Raw genomic sequence first — 25,686 nt, forward strand, 5'->3', positions numbered from 1 at the left:
AGGGTGGGACGTCACGTACTACCCGTCAGATGACTCGTACGGTGGCGAGACGTCGACGGATCAGGCAGATCAGTATGACGCGTCGGCCGTCGAATGTGGAGAGCGGTTTCCCGTGACCGGCCCGAGCTCGTTTGAAGATTTTTCTCAAGCTGATTGGGATCAGTTGTACAAGGGCGAGGTTGCCCGGGCTGCTTGCTTGCGAGCGGAAGGGGTTGAGATCCCGGGTGCGCCGTCGAAGACTGTTTTCATCGAGGAGTACCCGTCCGGGGATGGCTGGTATGCGTACAGCTTCGTTTCTCCGTCAGAAGTCGGACGTGATACTTGGGAGGACCTGAATCAGGCGTGTCCTCAGTCGTGATCACTCGTCTCAGCTGAGTTATTCTCACTTAAATAATTACCGTCATCGACCAGCCCTCGATAACGCATTGGCTCATTGGGCGGCGTTCGCCTACCTCGGAGTGGTGAGCATCTTCACCCGGGCTGCCGCTTTTCGTACCGCGAGTGGCCATCGGGGCTATGGCCCAGGTCAGCCAGGTGCAACGCACCCGACCTACCCTGCACATCCTCTGGACAGCGCTACTCCTCCGCGAAGAGCTCAACTGGCGGACCATCATTGGCGGCATCGCCGTCATTCTCTGCGCCGTCATCACCGTGCGAAACACCTCTATCGCGTCAGGCTCACCCTCCGCCGAGGACCGTGAAGTTGGACCAGAAACAGTCGAGGCGATGCCGAGCACCAACCGCCCGTAAGCCGAACCCTTACCGGAACACGTTCAGTGGCGAGCGCTCCCGAGCTTCGCTAATCGCATTGGCCGACGTTTTTTCGACGTGCACAGCCTTTGGGCAGAGTGTCGGCGTCAGTGCAAACGGATCCCCTTAAGTAGGCTTTGCGTCATGGACCCCAACACGTTCGGCTTCGACGCATCTGCTCAACGGCACAGCAGGTTACTCATCGGCATGTCCCTGGCCATCGCTGTCCTCGTCACGGTTGCAAGTGCGCTGGGCTTGGTCACTTCTTGGCCGTACCAGGAAGAAACCGAGAATTGGGTCCTGCAGGCGCGAGGGCAAGACATTGGCAACCTCTTAGCGGTCGTCGTTCTCCTCATAAGCGCGGTCCGAATGCGTGCTGGCTCGTTTGGGGCAGCACAGTGGTGGATGGGCACCCTGCTCTATCTCCTGTATGCCTACATCGTCTATGCCTTCGCCGTGCACTTCGGCCGATTGTTTCTCGTGTACATCGCGATCTTGGGTCTCGTTTTCTTCACCCTGGTTATTGCGCTCTCGGCCAGAGAGCGGGTACCCGCCCACCCGAGTGGCCCGGTCCGGTTGTTCGCAGCATGGGTGCTCATCGGAACCGGGGCACTTTTCGCCCTCTTGTGGTTGAGCGAGCTAGTTCCAGCTACTGTGACCGGTCAGGTACCCCCTAGCCTTGCAGCAGCCGGATTGATAGTGAGCCCCATCCATGTCATTGACCTTTCGGTAGTTCTGCCAGGCATGATCTCCATCGGAGTGCTCGGTCTGAGGGGGAACACGGCAGGGGTTTTGTTGACCGTGCCCGCTCTAGTTTTTTCGGTGTTGATGGGGTCCAGCATCATCGCCGCGATGCTGCTGGCTGTCGCGACCGGCGAAATGGGTGGATTGATCCCGATGGTGATGGTCACCATTGTGGTGGTGGCCAGCATGGTGGCGGCGATCCTGTATGCACGCAAAATGCACGTTGCACGACCCGTGGCAGTGGAAGCCGGGCACCAAAGGTCTTAGCGGTCAGCTCACAAGCCGAGGGCTGCGATTGCCTCACCCGCCCACGCGCTAGCGCGTTCTAGCTCCGCCTCGAGAAGTGGACCTTCGTAGCCATGGACACGGAAGGTTTCCTGCTTCACAACCGTTTCGAATCCCAGCGACCGCAGTTCATGCCTCGCCGCTTTAGCTGCGGAGCCGGGCATCCGCGGCTTGTCCACGCGAGTATCGAACGTGACGGCGGGGATGGCAGCAGCAGGCCTAGTGAGTTCGTTGAGCCACTCACGGATGCCTCGGGCCGGCGCATGCGGGGCCGAGTGCGACTTGACGGCTTCGGCTCGCGTCGCGGCGCGTGTCATCGAGAACGCGTGGGTGGGTCCGCCGACAACCAGGAGGTCGTAGCCATCGACGGTGGTGGGCGCAGCATCCGAGTCCACGATGTCGACCGTGCCAACGCCGCCTAATCTGTCAGCGACTGCGCGCGCGACCTGCTTAGTGTTACCCCAAAGAGACTCATAGACCACGAGTGCACGCATCGTTGCTCCTCTATACGCGACCCGCAATGACGGGTCACGCACAGACTATGCCCGACCACGTTACAGGCCGAGTCGCCTCGAAGCACGGCGTCCAATCCGCCGTCAATGTAGATGATCTGGCCGCACAGGTGAGCTCCGTTTTCTCAAGCCCCGTGGTCGAATCCGTGCGCTCAGATCAATGCGTTCGAACTCGGACTTATCGAGACGATGGCTGGACACGACGACAAGGGACGCGTTGTTCGCAAAGCCGGGATCATGTGGATTGTTCTGAATTCCGGGGTTGGCCGATCAGGCGACAAGATCACGGTCATCCTGCCGCAAGAGCCACACCACGTGCTCGATCGGGTTTAGGAGCGATGGTGCAGTCGATGCCCGTAAGCGGGACCTCGACCGGGACGATACAACCCGCGGTCGTGTTCCGCGGAGGGCCATGTGCAGGCTAGGACCTTCATTCCCGTAAGACCCGCCCGAGAAAATGCCCGGTGCAGGGGGGCCAACCGGGGTAGAAAGTATCGCTCCTAATTCGTTGCCTGGGGCTTCGATCTGTGCCGCTTGGATGACGGCCATCGGGAGCGGCCACGCGTACCTCGAGGAATTTTGATCGATACTTCCCCGATAAGTCAGACGCGGGTCCCATCAGATCTGTTCCAGTCAGCGCGTCCGTCGAGGTGCGGCGCGACCGCGAGCTGGACGGCGTGGTCGCCGGGGTCGAAGTTGGGGCCGATCCAGATACCGGGGGCGTCGAGACACGGGTACGAGACTAACCGTGGGCGTTCGGTGCGCACGAGCCGTCGGTCCGCTTCGCGGGTGATGGCGCGATGGGCGTCGGCCGTGCAGAAGTACGCGACCCGGTCCACGTTCTCGTGCACAAGACGGTAGCCGTGGTTCGTCACGATTTTCTGGTACCGCTGCCACGACTTCGGCGTCAGCTCCACCTCGACGAGTTCCACGATGCCGTCCCGAGTGGCGACACCGTCAGCTTGATGCTCACGGTGTCCTGCCGGTTGGCGATCCCGCCGCCAGGTGAAGCCCTGCGCCAAGTACCGTGCTGAGACCGTTGCAACGGCAACCTCATGCCGGGTGGTCTGCCGAAACAGGCTCGGCGGCGGCTTGCCGATCGCCAAGCGGGTCGCCCACACAATGGATCCGTCCCGATACGTTGGCCGGGACCGATCCAGCCAGCCGACGGCGGTCATGCGCGCCACCCACAGCTGCGCCCGCCGCAAGCTCAACGGCTCGCTGGCTCCCGCAAACACGCCCAGCGCCCAGCGCACCGCCTCCACGTCGGCCAACCGGACAACATCGAGCCATTGCACCATCGCTTTCATCACGCTCGGTGATCTGCACCATAATTCTGCCTTTCACTCTGACGCAGCTTTATGAGCATGATTCTGCAGGCGACCACTGACATCTGCTTTGGCCGACGTCTACTTCTCCTGGTTCTTGCTCTACATCGCTAGCTATCGCGCCTCCTTGCCTCTCATTTCTTGCTCCATTTTTCTGCTCAGTTCTTGTTTTTGTTCTTGCTCTTGTCTTCTCTTCTTCTTCAACTTTCCTTTCTCTTTCCCTGTCCCACCGCCACCCCTTTACTTCCCAACCTCCGACACACTGAGGAACGATGGGTGTGGGAGGTTGGGAAGCGAGCGCAGCGAGGGGGTGGCGGTGGGACAGGGAAAGAGGCCCCGCACCCCGTCGTTAACCTATTCGCCGTCGGTGACTAGGCAAACGAATAGGCGGGCAGCCGCGACCACGTGCCCGTGGGCATCGCGGACGGCGCCGCACTGCCCCTGGGCCGAGTCCGGGACAGCGCCAAATCGTGGCCGGCGGCACTCGCCCAGCCCGCTACATCGACCTCCAACCAGTCGCTTGATTGCAGCATCCGAAGTCCGCTTTCGGTGACGCCGAAATCGAGAAAAGCGTCAACGCTAAGGCCGTTTCAGCGACCCCTAACCGCCGCACAGAACAGCCCGCCAGAGCGAGGTTATCCACAGGCTTTTCTCGCGCGCGCGTACTGTTAATGTTTTGTTTGTCCTGTTAGTACTGTTAGGGGGGCCGTTCACCGGCCCCCTATACGGCCAGATCTGGCCCCCTATGGGGTAAGAAATCGGCCCCCTACGGGGGCCGGTAAGCGGCCCCCTGACTATCAAGATTCTTCCTTGCGTCTACGTCGTATTCCACAGGCTCGCGCCGCCCTTCTAGGTTCTCTGCGAGAACGCGTCGCCGGCAGATGTCGCGGCGTCCACGGGGCTGTACAAGCGCGACCTAACGGAACGAGATTGGCATTCTGAGCCACTCGCGAACGCATGGCGGTCCGACGCACTGGGCCTGTGACGCCACAGCGCGAGACAGTGCAATTCGGTTCGCCAGGAGAGCCGTCGGTCATCGCGCTGGTCAAGTCTCACTGTCGGTGGCAGGGTGCATGGTGATGTCAGTCGACAGCAATATCGGCTCCTCGCTACCGATGACGGCGAGACCTACGAGGTGAGGTCATGGGAACGATTTCAGCGTATGAGACCGCCGCTGGCAAACGGTACCGGGTTCGCTACCGCAAGCCGGATCACAGCCAGACCGACAAGCGCGGGTTCAAGACCAAGCGCTCCGCCGAGCTGTTCCTCGCGTCCACGGAAGTGCGCAAGGCCACTGGCGAGTACATCGACGCTCAGGCCGCCAAAGTCACGATCAGCACCTTCGGCGCCGAATGGCTGCGCACCCAAACCCATTTGAAGGCCAGCTCGTACAACGTCGTGGAGACCGCCTGGCGAGTGCACGTTCAGCCCGTGTGGGGGCCGCGACAGCTGGGTGAGATTCGGCACACCGATGTGCAAGCATGGGTGAGCGAGTTGTCGGCCAAGAAGAGCCCCACGGTCGTGCTGCGCGCCTACGGCATTCTCGCTGCCATGATCGATGTCGCCGTGCGCGACCGCCGGCTACCTTCCAACCCGGCCCGGGGCGTGAACCTCCCCCGCAAGGTCGGCAAACAGCGGCACTACCTCACTCACGGGCAGGTTCAGATTCTGGCCGACGAATCCCGCCACAACGCAACGCTGGTACTGCTGCTCGCTTACACCGGCCTGCGCTGGGGCGAAGCCGTCGGCCTCCGTGTGAACAACCTCGATCTGGCGCGGCGGCGCGTGCTCGTGCAATCGAACGCCGTGCGCGTGGGCGGACACATCGTTATCGGCTCTCCCAAGGGCTACGAAATGCGCAGCGTGCCCTTCCCGGCCTTTCTCGAAGCGCTGCTGACCGAACAGATCGCGGGCAAACAACGCAACCAGCTCGTGTTTGGCGATGGCAACATCTACCTGGCCACGCCGACCCACGGCGATGGCTGGTTCGCGGGAGCCCGAAAACGCGCACGACTCACCGATTCGTCCATTCCAGTCGGGCTGACACTGCATGATTTGCGGCACACCGCAGCATCCCTGGCGATCTCGGCCGGCGCGAACGTGAAGGCGGTGCAGCGCATGCTGGGGCACGCCTCAGCGGCGATGACCCTGGATACCTATGCGGACCTGTTCGACGATGATCTTGACGCCGTAGCGGTCGCGCTGGATATTGCAAAGACCAGGTCGGACGCGCTGCCGTGACGATTCACCGCCCGCTGGGTGGATTTTCCACCTCGCGACGCGGCCGAAAAAACCACTGACCCGGCGTCCCCGTGGCAAGCGGAAAGGCCAGAATTGGGCCGTTTCAGGTGCTCCAAATCACATCGAAATTTTTTGAAGTGTGGGCAAAATGTGGGCAAACGGCCATTCCTGAGAATGACGAAAACCCTACAGCCCAGTGTTTATAAGGGATGCAGGGCCTCAATGCGTGGTGCCCCTGGAGGGATTCGAACCCCCGGCCATTTCCTTAGGACGGAATTGCTCTTCCACTGAGCTACAGAGGCTGGTCCGGCAAGTTTAGTCGGTCGCGCCGGTCAACCCGCTCTATCGAACTGCCCCATGGCGTGGCTGGCTGCCCAACTGCAGAATCTGGATCAGGTTGCCGCAGGTGTCGTCGAGGACCGCGGTGGTCACCGGCCCCATCGCCGCAGGCTCCCGAGTGAACCTCACGCCGAGGCCGCGAAGCCGCTCATATTCCGCTGCCACGTCGTCGACGGTGAACTGGGTGAACGGGATCCCGTCGGCAACCAGGGCCTCCTTAAACGGCTTCACGGCGCGGTGGCCGCTGGGCTCGAGCAGCAACTCTGTGCCGTTCGGGTTCTCCGGGGAGACCACGGTCAGCCAGCGGTCCTCACCGCTCAGGGGAACGTCCTGCTTTTTCACGAAACCAAGCACCTCGGTGTAGAACCGCAGGGCCCTCTCCTGGTCATCGACGAACACGCTTGTGATGTTGATTCGCATCTTGTTCCTCCTTCTGTGGGCTTACCCACCGGCGGTTGGGCGCAGGTTTGCTCGCTGGGCGCAGCATCAATCAACTGCCCGGTCGCTGAACCTGCGCCCAGCCCGTCGACCCGCCACCGAACCTGCGCCCAGCTAGGCGGCCGGAGCCAGATAGGCGTCCCACTCCTGCTCTGGCCGCTCAACTCCGCGCACGATCCAGGTCGTGCCCTGCGGCATCCTCGGGGTGAAGCGCAATTCCCAGCCCATCTCGGCCGGTGTGTGGTCGCTTTTGAGGTTGTTGCAGCGCAGGCAGCAGGCAGCGAGATTGTCCCAGGTGTCGCGACCACCGCGCGAACGGGGCAGCACGTGGTCGATCGTGGCGGCCGACTTACCGCAATAGCAGCAGCGATGCTCATCGCGGCGCAGCACCCCCCGGCGGCTCACCGGTACGAGGCGCGACATGGGGATGCGCACATACCGGGTGAGCAGAATGACGCTCGGGCGATCCCACGAGCCCGATGCCGCGAATACGGGGTGGTTCTGATCGGACTGCACAATCGTCGCCTTCTGGTTCATCACCAGAATGAGCGCCCGTTTGAACGAAACGACCGCGAGGGGCTCATACCCCGCGTTGAGTACCAGTGTGCGCATGCTCTCCCTTTCGAAGGAGGCTGGACGGCTTCCAGCCATTCGAACTACATCCGATGCGTACAGAACAGAAGCATGGCGAAACGAAAAAGAGTACAAAAAAAGGCGCCGTCACAATGACAACGCCTTCTGGCTGCTCACACAGCACTTTTCGCTCCGACAACTATGCCGAAAGCACTCGCGACCGCGCACATCCGTGGTGTGGATTGTGCGTCGCTCATGCATGGGCTCTCCTCACGGGCCTACAACTACATCAGGGCACTAGGTTAACCCACAAATGGCGCATCAGGGAAACCTGTATGCGCCATTTGTGCGAGCTGTTACCGAGTGTTCACCGGAGGCGATGAATTAGATGCCGATTCGCACGATGTAGTAGTCGCTGGTCCAGATCGGTTGGATCCGCACGGACTGGCCGGTATATGGCGCGTGCAGGATGTTTCCGTTGCCGGCATAGAAGCCGTCGTGGCCGTCCATGATCACGAGGTCGCCGGGCACGGCGTCCTCGATCGCGATCTTGGTTCCGGCTGCCCCCTGACCGACCGAGGAGTGCGGCAGGCTGATACCGAACTGCGCGTAGACGTACATGATGAAGCCGGAGCAGTCGAAGCCGGCCGGAGTGGCACCGCCAAAGACATACGGTGTGCCCTGATACTGCGAGGCCACATTGAAAACGGATGCGAGATCAAAATTCGGGTAGGCCGGGTTGGCCAGGTAGTCGGCCACGCTCGGTCCTGAGTAGCTTGCGGCGTAGGAGGTCATCTGCGCGGCAACCTCGACGCGGCGGGTTTCCGCAGCGGCTGCGGCAACGGCGGCGGCAAGCTCTTCGGGTGTGGTGGCGGTGAAACCTTCGCGAGCGACGCTGACGGTCGCTGCCTGCGCATCAACTTCAACGGCCTGCGCCTGGGCCTTGGCCATCTCCGTGGACTCGCTGGCCTTGAATGCTGCTTCCTTCGAACCAGGAGCGAACGCATAGGCGGGGAGAGCCATGGTGGCCACCAGTCCGGTGGCGAGGGTCATGACGACGATGTTGGCGATTCCGCCACGGCGTTTCTTCGGAGCCGCCCGCGGCAGGGCTCGGTGGGCGTGTGCCGACGATTCCACTTTTTCGAGGGAATCAGAAGTTCGGCTCAGCCGACGCCTGGACGTTCTCGTTCCTAATGCAGCCAAAGTTTTAACCTCCGGCGCCTCGACAACACTAGGTCGTTGTCCCGTCACTTCGCTAATCGCGGGTGTGATCGTAAATCAAGAGACGGGGCAAGAAGGCGTCTTGACTAGAGTCCTTCGACCGTTTCTGGTCTGTGGGACATCCCCGAGGTTACAAGAAGCCCGCCCATTTGTCACCCTGAAAGGGCACTTTTCTAACGGATTGGTAACGGCCCGGGTGAACGGCCGAGCCGACTAGTGCGATTCAGCGAACGCCGAACCGGGCTTGATGTCAGCGAGCGACCGGGATGTAGCCGGTCGGCGTAGTGACAAAAATGTGGCTCGCGACCTCGTTCGGCAATTCCAGACCAGCACCGAAACCCTCGACCTGTACTAGAACGTAGGATCCCGCAGCCGAGAACACGCCGGTCGCGCCCGGCATGACCCCGCTCTGCTTGAGTTGCAGCAGCAGCTCGGGGTCGAACTGCACCGGTTCACCGAGACGACGGATGACCGCGGTCACCGGCACGGTCGAACTCGCCACCACCGAGAGCACGTTGATCACTCCGGCCATGAACGCGACCGCCGGCGAATCGCCGAGCTCGTCGAGGCCGGGGATCGGGTTGCCGTACGGAGATTCCGTCGGGTGTCCGAGTATCTCCAAAATTTTACGTTCGACCTGCTCGCTCATCACGTGTTCCCAACGGCAGGCTTCGTCGTGCACGAACTCCCACTCGAGGCCGATCACGTCGCTGAGCAGTCGTTCGGCCAGGCGATGCTTGCGCATCACATGCACAGCCTTGCTGCGCCCGGCCGGGGTTAGTTCCAGGTGTCGATCTCCGGAAACGACGACGAGGCCGTCACGCTCCATGCGTGCAACGGTCTGCGAAACCGTCGGGCCGGAGTGCCCCAGGCGTTCGGAGATCCGCGCCCGCAGCGGCACGATCTGTTCTTCCTCCAGGTCGAGGATCGTGCGGAGATACATTTCGGTGGTGTCGATCAGATCGCTCATCCGCAGCCCTTCATTCGGCTCGTGCGCGCACCGTTCGGTAATGACTGAACGGTGCTTTGTTGGCGGCCCCGGCCGGGCCCGCACAGCGTCTCAAGCCTACCCGCCCCCGGCTGGGCAACTAGAATCGCCCTATGGCCGACCTACTAATACCCACCGATCTGCTCCCCCTTGACGGACGATTCGGCTGCGGCCCATCAAAAATCCGGCGCGAACAGCTCGACCACCTGCTCGGATTCGGCACCGGAGTGCTCGGCACCTCGCACCGCCAGGCACCCGTGAAAGACCTCGTCGGTCGCGTGCGCGCCGGCCTGGGCGAGCTTTTCCGCATCCCGGACGGCTACGAAGTTGTGCTCGGCAACGGCGGCTCGACCGCCTTCTGGGACGCCGCAGCCTTCTCTCTCATCGAAAAGCGCGCCCAGAACCTGGTCTTCGGCGAGTTTGGCGGCAAGTTCGCCAAGGCCGCCGCCGCCCCGTGGCTCGAAGCCCCCGACGTGATCAAGGCCGACACCGGATCACGCAGCGACTTCGTCGTGCGGGACGGCATCGACGTCTACGCCTGGCCCCAAAATGAGACCTCGACCGGCGTCATGGCTCCGGTCACCCGGGTCGCTGGCGATGCGGGCGCCCTCACCGTCATCGACGCGACGAGCGCCGCCGCCGGCATTGATTTCGACGCGAGCCAAGCAGATGTCTACTACTTCGCCCCGCAGAAAAACCTCGCCTCCGACGGCGGCCTGTGGATAGCGCTGTTCTCCCCGGCCGCCATCGAGCGGGTCGAACGAATCGCGGCGAGCGGCCGGTACATTCCGGAATTCCTCAGCCTCAAGAACGCCGTCGACAATTCGCGCCTGAACCAGACGCTGAACACGCCGGCCCTCAGCACCCTGCTGTTGATGGAGAACCAGATCGACTGGATCAACCAGAGCGGCGGACTGGAGTGGGCGTCTGCGCGAACGCAGGCATCGTCATCCGTTCTCTACGATTGGGCGGCCGGCGTCGACTATGCAACTCCGTTTGTGGCCGACCCGACCCACCGCTCGCAGGTCGTCGTGACGATCGACTTCAACGACGCCATCGATGCCTCCGCGATCAGCAAGACCCTGCGCGCCAACGGCATCGTCGACACCGAGCCGTACCGCAAGCTCGGTCGCAACCAGCTTCGCATCGCGACCTTCACCGCGATCGACCCCGAGGACGTCAAGAAGCTCGTGGCCTCGATTGAGCACGTCGTCGCACACCTCGGCAACTAGCAGGAACAGGATTGGGTCATGCGTCTCTGGTTGAAAGACAGCGAACGTAGGCCCGATCCGCTGCCCGCGAGAACGGATGCCCGCAAGGCGCTGCTCGTGGGCACCCTGCTCTGGCTGGTCGCTCTGGGCGCCGCCCTCTTCACCCAGGGGACGGGGTCGGCAGGGTCAGGGGCGGCGAGCGCGCCGGGAGCGGGTTGGTGGCTGTGGTGCACCGTCATCGGTGTCGGACTCGGCCTCGTTGGGCTCGCCTGGGTTCAGTTCCGCCGCCGCTAGCGCTTCATCAAAGTCGATGCCGTCGAGGGCGTCGAGCGAGTCATCCGCGTCGTCCTCGACCGACTCAGCGTCGTCATCAGCGTCGTCGTCCTCATCAGCGTCGTCGTCGGAATCGCCCGAGTCATCATCCGAGTCGTCGTCCGAGTCGTCGTCCGAGTCGTCATCCGCGTCGTCGTCTGACTCATCGTCATCCGCGTCGTCGTCGTAGTCGGTATCGTCGGCATCCGTTGCAGTGTCGTCCTCGAGCAGTCGATCCGACCACGGCACCCACTCGGGCGCGAGCAGCGAGTCGTCGCCGGGCGTGAGCTCGGTTTCGAGAACCTTCGGCTCGGAGTTCTCATCGACCCGCGCGAGACTGACCGTCCAGCGCCAGCCCGGGTAGCCGGTCAGCAGGCAGTCGAAGAGGAAGGACACGACGAGGTCGCCCTCGTCGATGTGGCCGATGACGTCACCGATCGTGTCGTCGGTCGTGATCTCCAGCAGCGCTGCGCGGGCCAGGTCGACGGCTGCGAGCAGGGTGGCGTCGGTTGGTTTGGCGGCCGGAGCGTCGGTCGTCAGGCCATTCGTCGGCTGAGCGTCGGTCAGGTCAGGCATCCAGTTCCTCGGCGACCTTGCGCAGCATCGCCGCGATCTTCTTGCTGTGGCTCGACTCGGGGTAGCGACCGCGTTTGAGGTTGGTGCCGATCCCGTCGAGCAGCTTCACCAGATCTTCCACGATGATGGCCATGTCGTCGGCCGGCTTGCGGTTGAACTTGCTCAGGCTCGGCGGTGCTTCGATCACGCGCACCGAGAGCGCCTGCGCACCGCGTTTGCCGTCGGCGATACCGAATTCGAGCTTCGCGCCGGCCTTGACGGTTACGCCGGAGGGCAGGGCGGAAGCGTGGAGGAAGACCTCTTGACCATCATCGGATGTGATGAAGCCAAAGCCTTTCTCCTCGTCGTAGAACTTGACCTTGCCGGTGGGCATCTGAACCTCACTGAGTTTTGGGCGCACAGAAGTGCGCATGGTGTGAACCCAGCATATTCGGTTGCAGCGCCGACGTGCCCGTATCCTTAGCGGGTGACCAATCAAACTCCAGAACCCGTCAGCCGCCTCGCTGTTAGTCGAACGGAACGTGTTCTCGCTTACATGGTGGCGAGCGTGGTGGGATTGTCGATTCTCGCTTTCCTCGCGGTGATCATCGCGACGGCCATGGGCGTGGGCGACAACGACGGGTTCAGCCGCGGTATCTGGCCGCCGATCTTCATCCTTCCGCTCTACGGCCTGCCCGTCGGGTTCGTTCTTATCATCGCGCTGATGGTTTCTGTGGGAGCTCGCCGCAGTCGCGAAGCTCGACGAAACCGCGAGTAATGCTCGGCCTCGCATCAAGACTTCGGGCCTTGCCCGACGCCGAGCTGCGGCGTGTCATCGAGGTGCGCGGCGTGACGGCGAGCGGCATCCACGACTTCTTCGACCTCGCCGAGGCGTTGCTTGACCCGAGCAGTGTGCAGGTCGCCCTGAGCCATCTGGACCGCTCCACGCTCGCCGTCCTGGCCGTGGCCGGGCAGCTCACGAGCACCAATTCCGTTCCGTCCCTGAACGCTGTGACCAGCCGACTCTCCCAGTTGGGGTCGGCCGAGATCTCCCCCACCGAGGTGGCCCGGCGGGTCGACGCCCTGCACGCGCTACTGCTCGCCGACCACACCGACGGATGCTGCATCCCGTACGACGCCGTCTCGGCCCACCTCGCGACCTGGCCGGCCCAGGGCCTGCCGGGTGCCGCCGACCTCGCGACCGCGCTCCCCCCGGCGAGCCTGGCCGCCGTGCCCGACACGGAGATCACCTTCATCGACCAGTTGGCCGCCGAGCGCGCCTTCGCGGTCGTGTCGTCGATCGCCGAACTGGTCAACGAACTGAGCCGGGAACCCGCCAGACAGCTCAGCCGCGGCGGGCTGGGCCTGCCCGACACCAAACGCCTCGCCGCCGTCATGTCGGTCGAACTGGACCTCGTCGCCCCCATCGTCGACCTCGCGGCCCGCGCCGATCTGCTGGCCCGCTCCGACGGGTACTGGATGGAAACGGAAACCGGCGAAACCTGGCTACTCGAGCGCACGACCATGCGCTGGGCTGCGCTGGCCGCCGCGTGGCAGACGGCCCTGCCGCCCATTGTGGCCGACACTCTGCCGCAGCAGGCCGGGCTGCACTGGGGCGACGATCTCGCCGCGTTCATCGCTTGGCTCTACCCCGCCGGCGGTGAGTGGATGCTGTCCCAGCTGACCGAGTTTGCCCGCGACGCCGAATTGCTCGGCATCACGGCCCACGACACCACGAGCACGGCCGGCGCCAGCGTGCTGCGCGGCGACCTCGAGGCGGCCGTCGCCACCATAGCGACCGCCCTGCCGGCCGAAGTCGGTGCCGTCTACCTGCAGCACGACCTGTCGATCGTCGCGCCCGGTCCGCTCGCGCCGTCGATCGACGCCCGGCTGCGCGGTCTCGCCGACGTGGAAAGTCGGGAACTGGCGACGACTTATCGCATCACCGCGGCATCCGTCAATCGTGCCCTTGCCGCGGGCGAGAACGCCGCGACACTGCTCGCTTTTCTCGCGTCGATCTCGCTCACCGGAATTCCGCAGCCGGTCGACTACCTCATCAACGAGTCGGCCTCGCGGTACGGTCGGGTGCGGGTCGGCAGCCTTGCGAGCGGGGCCAATGTGTCGGTCCGCCCTCCCGACGGCGATACGGTCTTTTTGAGCTACGTCTCCTCGGCCGATGCCGCGCTCCTCGGCACCATCGCCGTCGACCAGACGCTCGCGCCCATCGGGCTGGTGCGGGCCGGCGATGGCGAGCATCTGCTCAGCCGTTTCGCCGGGGACGCCGTGTTCTGGGCGCTTAGTGACGCGCGCTATCCGGTCGCCGCCGAGGACGACCTCGGTGAAATCGTTCACCTGCGCCGTCACCAGATCGCCCGGGTCGTCGTCACTCCAACAGTCGACACCGCGCGCAACCTGGTCGAGAAGCTGCGGCTTGGCGCCGAAAGTGGCGTGTCGGTAGCGGATGCCTGGCTCGCGCGCCAGCTGGACACCGCCATCAAGGCCAAGCAGGCCATTCTGGTCAGCATCGCCATGCCCGGTGGCGCGGTGGTGGATTACCTGCTCGAGCCGGCCAGCGTCAGCAACGGACGGTTTCGGGCTCGGGACCGGCGTGCGGATATCGAGCGCACCCTGCCATTGAAGAGCATCCTCAGCATCACCCCGGCACCCTGACCCGCTGCCCGGTGCGGGCGGAGAGTGCGGGCGGAGAGTGCGGGCGGGAGCCGTGAATGCGCGCGAGGGGGCCACCGGCTGAACGGGACCGCTGGCTGACGAGAGTCATCAATGCGCGCGCGATGGCCACCGGCTGAACGGGACCGCTGGCTGACGAGAGTCACAATGCGCGCGCGATGGCCACCGGCTGAACGGGACCGGTGATTGACGAGAGTAGGATTGGGCGCTATGTCTGATGGCCCCCTGATTGTGCAAAGTGACCGCACGGTGTTGCTCGAAGTCGCCCACCCTCTCGCCGAGGATGCTCGCCACGATCTCGCTGTCTTCGCTGAGTTGGAACGCGCGCCCGAGCATATCCACACCTACCGCATCACGCGGCTGGGCCTGTGGAATGCCCGGGCGGCCGGCCACGGCGCGTCCGACATGCTCGCGACGCTCGAGAAGTATTCCAAGTTCGCCATACCGCAGACGGTCAGCGTCGACATCACCGAAACCGTCGGTCGCTACGGCCGACTCGTCATCGAACGCGATGCCGAGGGCGCCCTCGTGCTGCACAGCAGCGACCAGGCCGTACTCACCGAAATAGCGGGAACCAAGCGCATCGCGCCGCTGCTGATCGGGCATCCATCGCCGGAGTCCTACCTGGTCGGGCCGTGGGCCCGCGGCCAGCTCAAGCAGGAGCTCGTGAAGCTCGGCTGGCCGGCCGAAGACCTCGCCGGATACACACCCGGCACTCCGCACGAGATCGCCCTGAAGGAAGACGGCTGGGCGCTGCGCGACTACCAGAACAAGGCCGTCGCGAGCTTTTTCGACGGCGGCAGCGGCGTGGTCGTGCTGCCCTGCGGCGCCGGCAAGACTCTCGTCGGTGCCGGCGCCATGGCCACCGCCAAGACCAACACGCTCATTCTGGTGACCAACACCGTCTCGGCCCGGCAATGGCGCGACGAGCTGCTCAAGCGCACGACACTGACGCCGGAGGAGATCGGCGAGTACTCCGGTCAGGTGAAAGAGGTCAAGCCGGTCACCATCGCGACCTACCAAATTCTCACGGCGAAGCGCAAGGGCGAGTACGCTCACCTCGAACTGCTCGACGCTATGGACTGGGGCCTGGTGATCTACGACGAGGTGCATCTGCTGCCCGCTCCCGTTTTCAAGCTCACTGCCGAGCTGCAGGCCCGCCGCCGCCTCGGTCTCACCGCCACCCTCGTGCGCGAGGACGGCCGCGAGGGCGACGTGTTCAGCCTGATCGGTCCGAAGCGCTTCGACGCCCCGTGGAAGGAGATCGAGGCCCAGGGCTTCATCTCCCCCGCCAACTGCTACGAGGTGCGCATCGACCTGCCGCAGTCCGAGCGGCTCAGCTATGCCGCAGCGGCTGACGATGAGCGGTATCGCCTGGCTGCGACCGCTCCGGCCAAACTCGGCGTGGTGCAGGCGCTGATCAAGAAGCATGAGGGCGAACGCATCCTCGTGATCGGGCAGTACCTCGACCAGATCGACGAACTCGCCGACGTGTTGAACGCGCCGCAGCTCACCGGTGCCACGCCGATCGATGAACGCGAACGGCTGTACCAGGCGTTCCGGGTGGGCGAGGTGAAGGTGCTCGTCGTGTCGAAGGTCGCGAACTTCTCCGTCGACCTGCCCGAGGCCACCGTGGCCATCCAGGTGTCGGGCTCGTTCGGCTCCCGCCAGGAAGAGGCCCAGCGTCTCGGCCGTCTGCTGCGCCCCAAGGAGTCCGGCCTGTCGGCGAACTTCTACACCCTCGTCGCCCGCGACACCGTCGACCAGGACTTCGCCCAGAACCGCCAGCGCTTTCTCGCCGAACAGGGCTACAGCTACACGATCCTCGATTCCCAAAGCCTCGAAGCCCAGTCCCTGCCCGTCTAACCCCTTCGCCGGGTGCGGGGCCCGGGCCCCGTACCCGGCCCAGCGAATGCCGCCCGAGTGTTTTCCGGGCCCGGGCCCGGAAAGCGGGACCACGCTAGATCATGGGCCCACTTTCGAAAGGTGGGCCCAGCGGATGCCGCCAGCCCGCGTCAGGATTCTTGGCGGGCGTACCGCAGAAACAGCATGTCGCCGGCGCGCAACACGTGCTTGAGCTCCATGGCGCGGGCGGCAGCATCCGCCCCGACGGCGATGCGCCCGGCGGAGCCGCCCTCGAGCACGGGGGCGAGGCTCAGGCAAAGCTCATCGACCCGGTCGGCCGCGACGAAGTCGCCGAACAGGTGCGGCCCGCCCTCGCACAGAATCTGGGGCAGGCCCCGGGCGGTGAGCGCCGCCACGAGCAGATGCGGGTCGATGGCGAGCTCGCCGCAGACGATCACCTCGGCCACCTCGGCAAGCGCCGCCCGCCGATCGGCTGGCGCCGCAGCGTGGGTCAGCACTATTGGCCTCGTCGCCGCCTGAGAAAACACCGGATGCCCCGGGTCGAGGTCCAGGCGCCCCGACACGATCGCCACGGGCGGCTGCGCGGCCAGGCCCGCCTGCACGCGCCAAGCCGCGTCATCCGCTGGCAGAAGAATGCCGCCGTAGCCTTCGGCGCGCACCGTTCCGGCACCGACCAGGATCACGTCGGTGAGCAGTCGAAGAACGTCGAAGACGATCTTGTCGTCGGCGTTGTTCAGACCAGCGCTGAGCCCCTCGTGCGTGGCCGCGCCGTCGAGGCTCGCGATGAAGTTGACCCGCACCCGCGGTGTGAGGCGATCGGGCACCCGGTAGTGCTCGATCAATTGGGCCCGTGGGGGCAGCTGGGCGCGCATCAGGTGAGGTTGTGACGCTCGTAGGCGGGCTCGCGAAACCCCAGGATGGCCTCGGTCATGCGCACAGCATCGACGGCGGCACGCACATTGTGCATCCGCACGACGCGGGCGCCCTGCAGGATGCAGACCGTCATGGCTGTTAGGGATCCCTCAACCCGCTCACCGCGCGGCCGATCGAGGCTCTCCCCCACGAAATCCTTATTGGAGACGGCCACCAGCGTCGGCAGGCCGAGCCCGGTGATCTCGTCGAGCCGCCGGGTCAGTTCGAGGGAGTGCCTCGTGGTTTTGTTCAGGTCGTGGCCGGGGTCGATGATGATGCGCTCCCGGGGCACCCCACGCCCGACGGCCCGCTCCACCCGAGCGAGCAGAAACGCGCCGACCTCGGCGACGACATCGTCGTAGTGCGGGGCCGGGTAGGGCATCCGCGGCACGGCCAGGCTGTGCGTGATCACCAGGGTGGCGGTACTGTCGGCGACGACGTCGGCCATCGCGGGGTCGTGCACGCCCGTGGTGTCGTTGATCACATGGGCGCCGGCGGCGATACTCGCCGCGGCCACCGCCGGGTGGAAGGTGTCAACCGAGATGACCACGCCAGAACCCCGCAGCGCCTCAACCACCGGTACCACCCGGTCGATCTCCTGAGCGATCGGCACGGCCGGCCCGGGCGCGAACTTGGCCCCGCCGATATCGATCCAGTCGGCCCCGTCGGCAATGGCCTGACGCGCGGCCAGAACGGATGCGTCGAGGGCGAACGTTGCGCCCTGGTCATAGAACGAGTCCGGCGTGCGGTTGATGATGGCCATCACGGCCACCTCACGATCGAAGTCAAAGGTGCGGCCGCCGATCAACCGGAGCGGGGCATCCAGGTGGGGCAGTGTCAGAGCCCTGTCGGTTCTCGTGCGGGTCATTGCGGTCCTCACCTAAATACATCGATCTTGCTCGTTCAATCATGTCGGTAATCCTGGTCGCGTCACGGTCATCGACCGCTGATCGCAGCACACACCGTTCACTGTCAGCAAAGCTCCAGCTAACGCGCAGATACTGGGGTCATGACTGACGGCCCCCGCATCCTTATCGTTGACGACGAACCCAATATCCGCGACCTCCTCACCACCAGCCTCCGTTTCGCCGGCTTCGCCGTGCGCGCCGTCGGCAACGGTGCACAGGCCATCTCCGCCGTACTCGAGGAGGAACCCGACCTCATCATCCTCGACGTGATGCTGCCGGACATGAACGGCTTCGGCGTCACCAAACGCCTGCGTTCGGCCGGTTACACCGCGCCCATCCTTTTTCTCACCGCCAAAGACGACACCGAAGACAAGATCACCGGCCTCACCGTCGGCGGCGATGACTACGTGACCAAGCCGTTCAGCCTCGACGAGATCGTCGCCCGCATCAAGGCCATCCTGCGTCGCACCATGCACGCCGACGAAGACGCCGTGATCCGCGCCGGCGAACTCACCATGGATCAGGACACCCACGAGGTTCTCGTGGGTACCGAGGCCATCGAACTGAGCCCGACCGAATTCAAGCTGCTGCGCTACCTCATGCTCAACCCCAACCGAGTGCTGTCGAAGGCGCAGATCCTCGACCACGTCTGGGAATACGACTTCAACGGAGACGCCGGAATCGTGGAGAGCTACATCTCCTACCTGCGCCGCAAGGTGGATGTGCACTCGAGCGAACCCCTCATCCAGACCAAGCGTGGCTTCGGTTACATGCTCAAGGCCGCCAAGGCGTAGTCACGGCGTTCGTTAGACACACAGCGAGCTTTCGTAGACTCAAGGCAAATGCACGAAACCCTGTCGAGACGGTGGAGCAGCATCTCCCTCCGTTCCAAGATCACCGGTGTCACGGTGCTGATGCTCACGCTCGGCCTGCTCGTTTCAGGCATCGGCACCATGGCCATGCTCAAGCAGTACGTGGTGACCCAGGTCGACACCCAGCTGCAGGTTGACACGCAGACCGCGCTCAGCGGCTACTCCTCGAGCGTGTTCTCGCAAGGTGACACCGAGGGCGTCGCCTCGGACTACTTCGTGGCGCTGTACGACCAGGACGGCGCCCTGATCACCCGCACCTGGCAGGAACGCGACCACGCCGAACTGCCGGTTGTCGGCATGCCGCTCGACCTCAAACGGGTCTCCCAGCTCGACGGTCAGATTCAGACCCTCTGGGATGCCGCCCACGACACCGAGTTCCACGCGATCATGGTGCCCGTCGTGATCAGCCCCACCGGCACGTACGGCACCCTCGTCATGGCCGTGTCGCTGCGGCCGACCGAGAACACCATGGCCACCTACCTCACGATCTTTCTGGGGTTCGGCGCCGGCGTCGTGCTGATCGGGGCCATGCTCACCCGGGTGCTCGTCACGACCACCTTCGTGCCGCTGCGTGAGGCGGAGCAGACTGCCGCCGCCATCGCCGACGGTGACTTCAGCCAGAGACTCGGCGGCGCCACCCCGAACACCGAGGTCGGCCGGCTCAACCGGTCGCTCAACATCATGCTCAGCCGCATCGACCGGGCGTTCAAAGACCGCGCCCGCACCATCGACCAAATGCGCCGCTTCGTCGGCGACGCGAGCCACGAACTGCGCACGCCCCTGGTCTCGGTGCGCGGCTACGCCGAGCTGTACCGCATGGGCGCACTGCAAACCCCCGAAGACGTCGCGCAGGCCATGGAACGCATCGAAAAAGAAGCCATTCGCATGGGCGGACTGGTGGAGGACCTGCTCGAACTGGCCCGGCTCGATGAGACCAAGCCGCTCGCCCTCACACCGGTCGACCTCGTGCCGCTGGCCCGCGACGCCGCCCTCGACGCCATGGCGAGTTCCCCGGGCCGACAGGTCACCGTTCTCACTCCCCCGCCGGTGATCGGACCGCACGGTGTTGATCTCGACGCCGATCACGATGACTCCGGCGAGATCGCGGCATTCGACCACGACGCGGCGGAGAGCGTCACCACCGGCGCGATCACCCGGCCGTCCGGAAACGGTCCACCGACCGGGGCAATCGCCTTCGCCGGCGCCACGCTGGCCCGGCTGCGCACCCGCAAGCCGCGTCGGGGCAGCGCCGTACAGCCCGACGCCGAACTGACCGTGTTGCCGGTCGAGCCGCAGCTGCCGCCGATCGTCATGGCCGAAGAGAACAAGATTCGCCAGGTCATCACCAATCTCATGGGCAATGCGATGCGTTTCACCGCCTCCGACAGCCCGATCGAGCTCGAGGTTATGGTGGACCCGCGCACGCAGCGCGCCTCCATCGCCGTGATCGATCATGGCGAGGGTATCCCGCCGCAGATTCGGGAAAAGATCTTCCAGCGCTTCTGGCGGGCCGATTCCTCTCGCGCCCGCGAGACCGGCGGGAGCGGCCTTGGACTTGCCATCGTCGCTGCGATCGTCGCGAGCCACCACGGCACTGTCGACGTCGTCGAGACGCCCGGCGGCGGCGCAACCTTCCGCGTATCGCTGCCGCTGGCCGGCACGCCGACCGCGCCGCAGCACGCTCAGCCCGTCATCCCGTAGAACTCCTCCCCAGGGTGCGGAGGGAGGCATCCGCTCACAGAAGTGGGCTCATAAAACGGATGCCCCCGCTCGCCTTCTACGCTCGCAGTCACCACCCACTGTTATGTAGAAGAAGGGCACACCATGACGAGCTTCCAGGTTGACAGCGAGGCGGTGCAGAACACCGCGAGCACCGCCCGCGGCACCATCGCGCGCGTGCAGGCTGATGTCGGCGATCTCAACGCCCAGCTGACCAGTCTGGAAGGGTTCTGGACCGGCCAGGCCTCCTCGGCTTTTCAGGGCGCGTTCGCCGAATGGCGGGGCATGCACCAGCAGCTGGAAGAGAGCCTGACCCTGCTCAACCAGGCGTTGAGCGTGGCCGGCCAGCAGTACGCCGAAACCGAGCAGGCCAACACCCGGCTGTTTGCTCGATGAGGCACGTGTCCGCTCCTACTCGGTCGGGTGCGCCTACTCGGCAGCGAGGGCCGCGACCGGGGTGATGCGGGTCGCCCGTCGGGAGGGAGCGAGCGACGCCACGGCCGTGAGGGCTGCCGCCGCCACGACGATAGTGGCGACCAGCGCTAGCGGCACCGTCGGCAGCACGATTCCGGGCGACCCCTGAATACCCCCGATAAGCGACTGCGCCCCGGCCCAGCCGTACAGGGTACCCAGCACAAGCCCGACGACCACCGCCGCAGCGCTGAGCTGCGCGCTCTCGATCAGAATCATGCGGCGGATCTGCCGGGCCGTGAACCCGAGAGCGCGCAGTAGGCCAAGCTCCCGGGTGCGATGCAGCACGGTGAGGGAGAGGTTGTTCACCATTCCCACGGCCGCGATCAGGGCGCTGAATCCCATGAGCACCGAGAACACGGCCACGGTTATCGCCAGGACCGGGTCGACACCCTCGTACGCCTCCGGGTGGACCTCCTGTGCCGCCTCGATGATGCTTTGGTAGCTTGCAACGGTCACGGCGAACGTGGTGATCAGGGTGACGCCGATGACGAGACCGATCGTGGTGCGAGCGCTCCGCTCGGGGTATCGCACGGCATTCTCGCGTGCCAGCCGGGCGGTGGCGCTCGTTCCGAACACGCGGCCGATCACGCGCAGGGCCCGGGGCATGACGACGGCAGCTCCCAGCACGACAGCGCTGAACGACAGAATCCCCCCGATAAGGCCGATGAGCACGCCGAGCGGATTCACGAGGCCCACCAGCATGCCCAGCACGAGGATCACATCACCGAACAGGAAAAGTGTGAGCGCAACCCGGTTACGGGTTCGGCGCTCACTCTGCTCGCCGAGCGATGACTCGCCAGCCGCCCCGAGGGCGTCCATCGGCGACACCGACAGTACGCGCCGCGACCCGGCCCAGGAGGCCGCGGTCGTGGTGAGTGCCACGGCCACGACCGGCAGCAGCATCTGGGCACTGAGGTAGCTGTAGGTTCCGGGTGGGATCGCACCGGACTGCACCCCGACCGAGACCACGAGAATAGGAAACAGCACGCCGACGATGCCGCCCACGAAGGCTCCGGCCACACCCACCGTGAAACCTTCGCGGGTCACAGCGCGGCGCTGCATGGCCGCGCTGGCACCGATCAGCCGCAGCAGGGCAATCGTGCGCACCCGGCCGGCGATGATGGTGGCAAAGGTGTTCGCGGTGACCAGGGCCCCGACATAGAGCGCGATGACGATGAAGACGGCCGCGATAAACGACAGGATGAACGTGAGCGTGGCGCTGTTGAGCCCGGAATTGCCGATCACCTCGGCGAGAACACCGGTGATGGAGATCAGGCTGACACCGAACGCCGTCGACAGGCCCGCCACCAGGATGCTCGGCGCATGCTCGCGCAGGGTGTGCCGTGTGCGGTTCACGACCGGGCTTCCATGCCGAGCATGATCGTGCTGATCTGTTCGGCGGTCGATCGGCCGCGGTCGTCCACGATTCGGCCGTCATTCAGCAGGATGATGCGATCGGCGTAGCTGGCCGCGACCGGGTCGTGGGTGACCATGGCGATGCTCTGCCCGTACTCCCGGCTCGCCGTCTGGAGCAACGTGAGTACTTCGCGTGAGGTGCGGGAGTCAAGGTTGCCGGTGGGCTCGTCGGCGAACACCAGGTCGGGGCGGGTCGCGAGGGCCCGGGCGATCGCCACGCGCTGCTGCTGCCCGCCGGAGAGCTCATGGGGGCGGTGCCGCTGACGATCGGTGAGTCCGAGCACCGCGATCAGCCGGTCGATCCAGGCTCGCTCGTCGACTGACGGCGCGCGGCCGTCCAGTTCGAAAGGCAAGAGAATGTTCCCGCTGATGTCGAGGGTGGGCACCAGGTTGAATGACTGGAAGATGAATCCGACCCGTCGGCGGCGCAACACGGTGAGGCTGGAATCGTCTAGATGGGAGATATCGGTATCGCCGAGCCACACCGATCCGCTGCTCGCCGTGTCGAGGCCGGCCATGATGTGCATCAGCGTCGACTTGCCCGACCCGCTCGGTCCCATGATGGCGGTGAAGTCGCCGCGCCGAATTCCGACACTCACGTCGGTGAGCGCGTTCACGCGGGTGTTGGTGGCCCCGTAGGACTTGTGCAGGGAGGCCACCCGGGCGACGAGGCCGAGGTCGGTGGTTAAAGGTTTCATGTCTTCCAGTCTGGAGAACCGACCTCGTCAGCGAGTCCGGCCGAAGGATGGTCTTGCTACATCGCAGGGATGACCGGCCGGTCAGGCGATGAGCGAGTTCTCGTAGGCGTAGACGACCAGCTGCACGCGATCGCGCAGCTCGAGTTTGGCTAGGGTGCGGCTGATGTGGGTCTTCACGGTCGCCTCGCTGAGAAACTCGGCCGCCGCTATCTCGGCATTGCTCAGTCCCCGCGCGGCGAGCGCAAAGATCTCCTGTTCGCGCGGGGTGAGCCGGGTGTAAGCGGCCGGCGGGACCGGGGGCATCCGCTTCGCGTCGAAATGTTCGAAGAGCTCGATGATCTGAGCGGCGGCGATGACGGACGAGCCCGCGTGCACGGTGCGGATCGCCGCGAGCAGAAACTCCGGGTCGGCGTCTTTGAGCACGAATCCGCTGGCTCCCCCGCGAATGGCCCGAGCGGCCGCTTCGTCGAGGTCGAACGTGGTGAGCACGACGATGCGGGGGCCGCCCCCGCCTGCCGCGACCGACGCGTCGACGATGCGTGTGGTGGCTTCGATGCCGTCCATGACCGGCATCCGAATATCCATGAGCACCACATCAGGCCGGGCAGTTTCCACCAAGCGGATGCCGTCGGCCCCGTTCCCGGCTTCGCCCACACACTCGAGATCGGCCTGCGACGAGATGAGCAGTCGGAGTCCGGCGCGGAACAGCGCCTGGTCGTCGACCAGGGCGACACGGATGGGAGCGGTCATTCGGACACCGCCTCTCGGCAGAGCGGAGGCGCTGCAGTTAGCGGCGGAAGAGTCAGGCACACGACGAATCGATCACCGATCTCGCTCGCCGCGAAAGACCCGCCGGCCAACACCGCCCGCTCGCGCATACCGTCGATGCCGTGCCCGTTCGGTGCCGCGCCGGTGTCGCGGGGCACGAGCAGCCCACTATCGATCGTGACGGTGAGTGCGTCGTCCTGCCAGCTGAAGCTGACGGCCACGGTGCGCGCGGCGTCGCCGTGACGGAGCACGTTGGTGAGCGATTCCTGCACGATGCGGTAGATCACGAGCTGGTGGCCCGCGCCGAGCTGCGCAGCTGGCCCGGTTTCGCTACGCTTCACCGTGAGTCCGGAGGCACGGAACTGGTCGACGAGCCGGTCGAGGTCGGCCAGGGTCGGCTGTGGTGCCGCCATCACTGGCGCACTGGTTCCGTCGCCGCCGGACGCAGAATCCGGGTTGGACCTCAGCTGCCCCAGCAACACGCGGACGTCGGCGAGGGCTGACCGGGCCGTGTTTGCGATGGTGCGGAAGGCGTCATCCGCTGCCTCGGGATTGGCGGCACGCGCGTACCGGCCGCCGTCGGCCTGGGCGATGACGACGGCGAGGGAATGCGCCACCACGTCGTGCATATCGCGAGCGATGCGGGTGCGCTCCTGCTCCACGGCCACTTCGCGCCGCGCCTCCGCCTGCTCGGCCGCCGCTGAACGGAGAGCCGACCGGCCCTCCCGCGCGGTGCGCCAGGTGGCCACGAGCAGTCCGAGAACCCAGCTCAGCCCGAACAGGGCCACGGCAGAGACGAAACCGATCACCCCAGGGGCACCACGCTGGAAGGCTTCGCCGGTGCGCACCTGCAGCACGAGGTCCACGAACCCGGTGAGGCCGCTGGACTGCAGGTACAGCACGTACACGGTTGCGGTCAGCGCGCCAACCGGAACCGAGGCTAGCCCGAGCCATCTGACGGGTCGCGAGCCGTAGGCCGCCGTGGCATACAGCACCGGAAGTACGGCGGCGTTGGCGATGTCCGGCGGCAACGACGCCCAGAGCTGCACGGCCACCGTGCACCAGGCCAGTGCGAGGGCGAGGCCGGGGCTGAGCCTCCGGAGGAACACGGCACCGGCCATGCCGACGGTCACCCAGAACACCACCGCAGAGTCATAGCCCAGCACGCTGCGCGTAAGGACCGCGATCACGGCGACCGCGGCATCCACCACGAGTTGCGGGCGGGAGAGGCTGCGGATCATGACTCAACCGTAGCCGCAGGACAGGATGTGGTCATGGTGTCGGCGACTCTGCCTTCTCGTCGGGATCGTTCGGTGTCCACCCGTACCAGCCGCTGTCAGTTTCGATCACGGCCCAGTCACCGCAGGCGAAGATGCGGTCGACGTAGACATCATCCGGTGCCCAGTCCGCGGAATAGGTCGGCGCCGACTGCCGGTCGGTCTCCGCGCACTGCGCCGGATCGAGCTCGGCATCGGTCGTCGCCGCCAGGATCGCCGGGCCTGTGCCTGATGCCGCTTCCCGGACGGAAATCCGGGTCGCATCGGCGGGCAGCCAGTCCGCCGACTGGTCCCACTCCTCGGTGAGGATCGGTACGGACGCGAATTCGAGCGATTTCTCGCGCTGCACTTGGTCGGCGATGTTGGAACACCCGGTGAGTGCGAGGGTGGTCAACGCTGCGGTGGTAAGAACGGGGAGGAGTTGGATCTTCTTCATAATGTCAGCCTGCCGGATCACTGCCGCGCGGTCGTCAGTCCGGAGTCGCTCTGCGCTACGTCGCAAGGATGACGCTGCCCGGCGGACGGCTTCACGACCATGGTCGAACTCATGAAAGCACGCCGCAGCATGCGCTGACCTGCCGAGGGGCGGCA

General features: G+C 65.1%; 26 protein-coding genes and 1 tRNA gene. 11 read left to right on the forward strand and 16 right to left on the reverse strand.

Going from position 1 to position 25,686, the window contains the following annotated elements; all coding sequences use genetic code 11:
• The first annotated feature begins 501 nt into the window (after positions 1 to 501).
• Both E3O25_RS03130 and E3O25_RS03135 read left to right on the forward strand, forming a co-directional pair.
• Positions 502 to 750 carry a hypothetical protein gene (locus E3O25_RS03130; RefSeq protein WP_134360431.1) on the forward strand — a complete coding sequence of 83 codons (249 nt, stop codon included), beginning with the start codon at positions 502 to 504 and terminating at the stop codon, positions 748 to 750.
• Between the two features lie 144 nt (positions 751 to 894).
• A complete protein-coding gene (locus E3O25_RS03135) occupies positions 895 to 1,761 on the forward strand; it encodes a hypothetical protein (RefSeq protein WP_134360432.1) in 867 nt (288 codons plus the stop codon).
• Positions 1,762 to 1,769: 8 nt separating this feature from the next.
• Here the strand turns inward: E3O25_RS03135 and E3O25_RS03140 are convergent, their stop codons facing one another.
• Positions 1,770 to 2,273 (reverse strand): flavodoxin family protein, encoded by a 504-nt coding sequence (locus E3O25_RS03140; RefSeq protein WP_134360433.1) that lies wholly within the window; start codon positions 2,271 to 2,273, stop codon positions 1,770 to 1,772.
• Between the two features lie 620 nt (positions 2,274 to 2,893).
• Positions 2,894 to 3,592, reverse strand: coding sequence for a hypothetical protein (locus tag E3O25_RS03145; RefSeq protein WP_134360434.1), 699 nt, complete (start codon positions 3,590 to 3,592; stop codon positions 2,894 to 2,896).
• A gap of 1,170 nt (positions 3,593 to 4,762) precedes the next feature.
• Between E3O25_RS03145 and E3O25_RS03150 the strand changes: the two genes are divergently transcribed.
• On the forward strand, positions 4,763 to 5,860 hold the full coding sequence (locus tag E3O25_RS03150) for a site-specific integrase (RefSeq protein WP_092112507.1): 1,098 nt from the start codon (positions 4,763 to 4,765) through the stop codon (positions 5,858 to 5,860).
• A 227-nt stretch (positions 5,861 to 6,087) separates the two neighbouring features.
• Here the strand turns inward: E3O25_RS03150 and E3O25_RS03155 are convergent.
• The 5 genes from E3O25_RS03155 to E3O25_RS03175 all read right to left on the reverse strand — a co-directional run bounded on the left by E3O25_RS03155 (position 6,088) and on the right by E3O25_RS03175 (position 9,401).
• Positions 6,088 to 6,162, reverse strand: a tRNA-Arg gene (locus E3O25_RS03155).
• Between the two features lie 40 nt (positions 6,163 to 6,202).
• Positions 6,203 to 6,619 (reverse strand): VOC family protein, encoded by a 417-nt coding sequence (locus E3O25_RS03160; protein ID WP_134360435.1) that lies wholly within the window; start codon positions 6,617 to 6,619, stop codon positions 6,203 to 6,205.
• Between the two features lie 132 nt (positions 6,620 to 6,751).
• Positions 6,752 to 7,249, reverse strand: coding sequence for an HNH endonuclease (locus tag E3O25_RS03165; RefSeq protein ID WP_092112504.1), 498 nt, complete (start codon positions 7,247 to 7,249; stop codon positions 6,752 to 6,754).
• Positions 7,250 to 7,594: 345 nt separating this feature from the next.
• Complete coding sequence (locus tag E3O25_RS03170) at positions 7,595 to 8,347, reverse strand: C40 family peptidase (RefSeq protein WP_241984071.1); 753 nt, start codon at positions 8,345 to 8,347, stop codon at positions 7,595 to 7,597.
• A 334-nt stretch (positions 8,348 to 8,681) separates the two neighbouring features.
• On the reverse strand, positions 8,682 to 9,401 hold the full coding sequence (locus tag E3O25_RS03175) for a metal-dependent transcriptional regulator (RefSeq protein ID WP_092112502.1): 720 nt from the start codon (positions 9,399 to 9,401) through the stop codon (positions 8,682 to 8,684).
• Positions 9,402 to 9,532: 131 nt separating this feature from the next.
• Between E3O25_RS03175 and serC the strand changes: the two genes are divergently transcribed.
• A complete protein-coding gene (gene serC, locus E3O25_RS03180; RefSeq protein WP_092112500.1) occupies positions 9,533 to 10,651 on the forward strand; it encodes a phosphoserine transaminase in 1,119 nt (372 codons plus the stop codon).
• Positions 10,652 to 10,669: 18 nt separating this feature from the next.
• Positions 10,670 to 10,924 carry a DUF2530 domain-containing protein gene (locus E3O25_RS03185; RefSeq protein ID WP_092112498.1) on the forward strand — a complete coding sequence of 85 codons (255 nt, stop codon included), beginning with the start codon at positions 10,670 to 10,672 and terminating at the stop codon, positions 10,922 to 10,924.
• On the opposite strand, the gene E3O25_RS03190 is transcribed toward E3O25_RS03185, so the two are convergent.
• On the reverse strand, positions 10,817 to 11,518 hold the full coding sequence (locus E3O25_RS03190; protein ID WP_092112496.1) for a DUF3027 domain-containing protein: 702 nt from the start codon (positions 11,516 to 11,518) through the stop codon (positions 10,817 to 10,819). The genes E3O25_RS03185 and E3O25_RS03190 overlap by 108 nt on opposite strands.
• Positions 11,511 to 11,891: a cold-shock protein gene (locus E3O25_RS03195; RefSeq protein ID WP_092112494.1), complete on the reverse strand. Its 381-nt coding sequence runs from the start codon at positions 11,889 to 11,891 to the stop codon at positions 11,511 to 11,513. The genes E3O25_RS03190 and E3O25_RS03195 overlap by 8 nt, the downstream gene beginning before the upstream one ends.
• Before the next feature lie 93 nt (positions 11,892 to 11,984).
• Between E3O25_RS03195 and E3O25_RS03200 the strand changes: the two genes are divergently transcribed.
• The 3 genes from E3O25_RS03200 (at position 11,985) to E3O25_RS03210 (ending at position 16,051) form a co-directional block, all read left to right on the forward strand.
• A complete protein-coding gene (locus tag E3O25_RS03200) occupies positions 11,985 to 12,275 on the forward strand; it encodes a hypothetical protein (RefSeq protein WP_134360436.1) in 291 nt (96 codons plus the stop codon).
• A 29-nt stretch (positions 12,276 to 12,304) separates the two neighbouring features.
• The gene (locus tag E3O25_RS03205; protein WP_241984072.1) at positions 12,305 to 14,167 is read left to right on the forward strand and encodes a helicase-associated domain-containing protein; all 1,863 of its coding nucleotides are present in this window, start codon (positions 12,305 to 12,307) and stop codon (positions 14,165 to 14,167) included.
• A gap of 228 nt (positions 14,168 to 14,395) precedes the next feature.
• Positions 14,396 to 16,051, forward strand: coding sequence for a DNA repair helicase XPB (locus E3O25_RS03210; RefSeq protein WP_134360437.1), 1,656 nt, complete (start codon positions 14,396 to 14,398; stop codon positions 16,049 to 16,051).
• 149 nt (positions 16,052 to 16,200) lie between these two features.
• Here the strand turns inward: E3O25_RS03210 and E3O25_RS03215 are convergent, their stop codons facing one another.
• Both E3O25_RS03215 and folP read right to left on the reverse strand, forming a co-directional pair.
• On the reverse strand, positions 16,201 to 16,923 hold the full coding sequence (locus E3O25_RS03215; protein ID WP_134360438.1) for a pyrimidine reductase family protein: 723 nt from the start codon (positions 16,921 to 16,923) through the stop codon (positions 16,201 to 16,203).
• Positions 16,923 to 17,831, reverse strand: a complete 909-nt coding sequence (folP, locus tag E3O25_RS03220; RefSeq protein WP_134360439.1) for a dihydropteroate synthase — start codon at positions 17,829 to 17,831, stop codon at positions 16,923 to 16,925. Before folP ends, E3O25_RS03215 begins: the two co-directional genes overlap by 1 nt.
• A gap of 141 nt (positions 17,832 to 17,972) precedes the next feature.
• Between folP and E3O25_RS03225 the strand changes: the two genes are divergently transcribed.
• The 3 genes from E3O25_RS03225 to E3O25_RS03235 all read left to right on the forward strand — a co-directional run bounded on the left by E3O25_RS03225 (position 17,973) and on the right by E3O25_RS03235 (position 20,858).
• The gene (locus E3O25_RS03225; RefSeq protein ID WP_092112483.1) at positions 17,973 to 18,665 is read left to right on the forward strand and encodes a response regulator transcription factor; all 693 of its coding nucleotides are present in this window, start codon (positions 17,973 to 17,975) and stop codon (positions 18,663 to 18,665) included.
• A gap of 48 nt (positions 18,666 to 18,713) precedes the next feature.
• Positions 18,714 to 20,444 (forward strand): HAMP domain-containing sensor histidine kinase, encoded by a 1,731-nt coding sequence (locus E3O25_RS03230; protein WP_134360440.1) that lies wholly within the window; start codon positions 18,714 to 18,716, stop codon positions 20,442 to 20,444.
• Between the two features lie 123 nt (positions 20,445 to 20,567).
• Positions 20,568 to 20,858: a WXG100 family type VII secretion target gene (locus E3O25_RS03235; protein WP_092112479.1), complete on the forward strand. Its 291-nt coding sequence runs from the start codon at positions 20,568 to 20,570 to the stop codon at positions 20,856 to 20,858.
• 33 nt (positions 20,859 to 20,891) lie between these two features.
• Here the strand turns inward: E3O25_RS03235 and E3O25_RS03240 are convergent, their stop codons facing one another.
• The 5 genes from E3O25_RS03240 to E3O25_RS03260 all read right to left on the reverse strand — a co-directional run bounded on the left by E3O25_RS03240 (position 20,892) and on the right by E3O25_RS03260 (position 25,531).
• Positions 20,892 to 22,292 carry an ABC transporter permease gene (locus E3O25_RS03240; protein ID WP_134360441.1) on the reverse strand — a complete coding sequence of 467 codons (1,401 nt, stop codon included), beginning with the start codon at positions 22,290 to 22,292 and terminating at the stop codon, positions 20,892 to 20,894.
• The gene (locus E3O25_RS03245; protein WP_134360442.1) at positions 22,289 to 23,050 is read right to left on the reverse strand and encodes an ABC transporter ATP-binding protein; all 762 of its coding nucleotides are present in this window, start codon (positions 23,048 to 23,050) and stop codon (positions 22,289 to 22,291) included. The genes E3O25_RS03240 and E3O25_RS03245 overlap by 4 nt, the downstream gene beginning before the upstream one ends.
• Before the next feature lie 81 nt (positions 23,051 to 23,131).
• Positions 23,132 to 23,800 (reverse strand): response regulator transcription factor, encoded by a 669-nt coding sequence (locus E3O25_RS03250; protein ID WP_134360443.1) that lies wholly within the window; start codon positions 23,798 to 23,800, stop codon positions 23,132 to 23,134.
• A complete protein-coding gene (locus E3O25_RS03255) occupies positions 23,797 to 25,059 on the reverse strand; it encodes a sensor histidine kinase (RefSeq protein WP_134360444.1) in 1,263 nt (420 codons plus the stop codon). The genes E3O25_RS03250 and E3O25_RS03255 overlap by 4 nt, the downstream gene beginning before the upstream one ends.
• Positions 25,060 to 25,090: 31 nt before the next feature.
• Positions 25,091 to 25,531: a hypothetical protein gene (locus tag E3O25_RS03260; protein WP_134360445.1), complete on the reverse strand. Its 441-nt coding sequence runs from the start codon at positions 25,529 to 25,531 to the stop codon at positions 25,091 to 25,093.
• Positions 25,532 to 25,686: the final 155 nt, after the last annotated feature.

This window comes from Cryobacterium sp. TMT1-3, assembly GCF_004402315.1.
Lineage (GTDB): Bacteria > Actinomycetota > Actinomycetes > Actinomycetales > Microbacteriaceae > Cryobacterium > Cryobacterium luteum.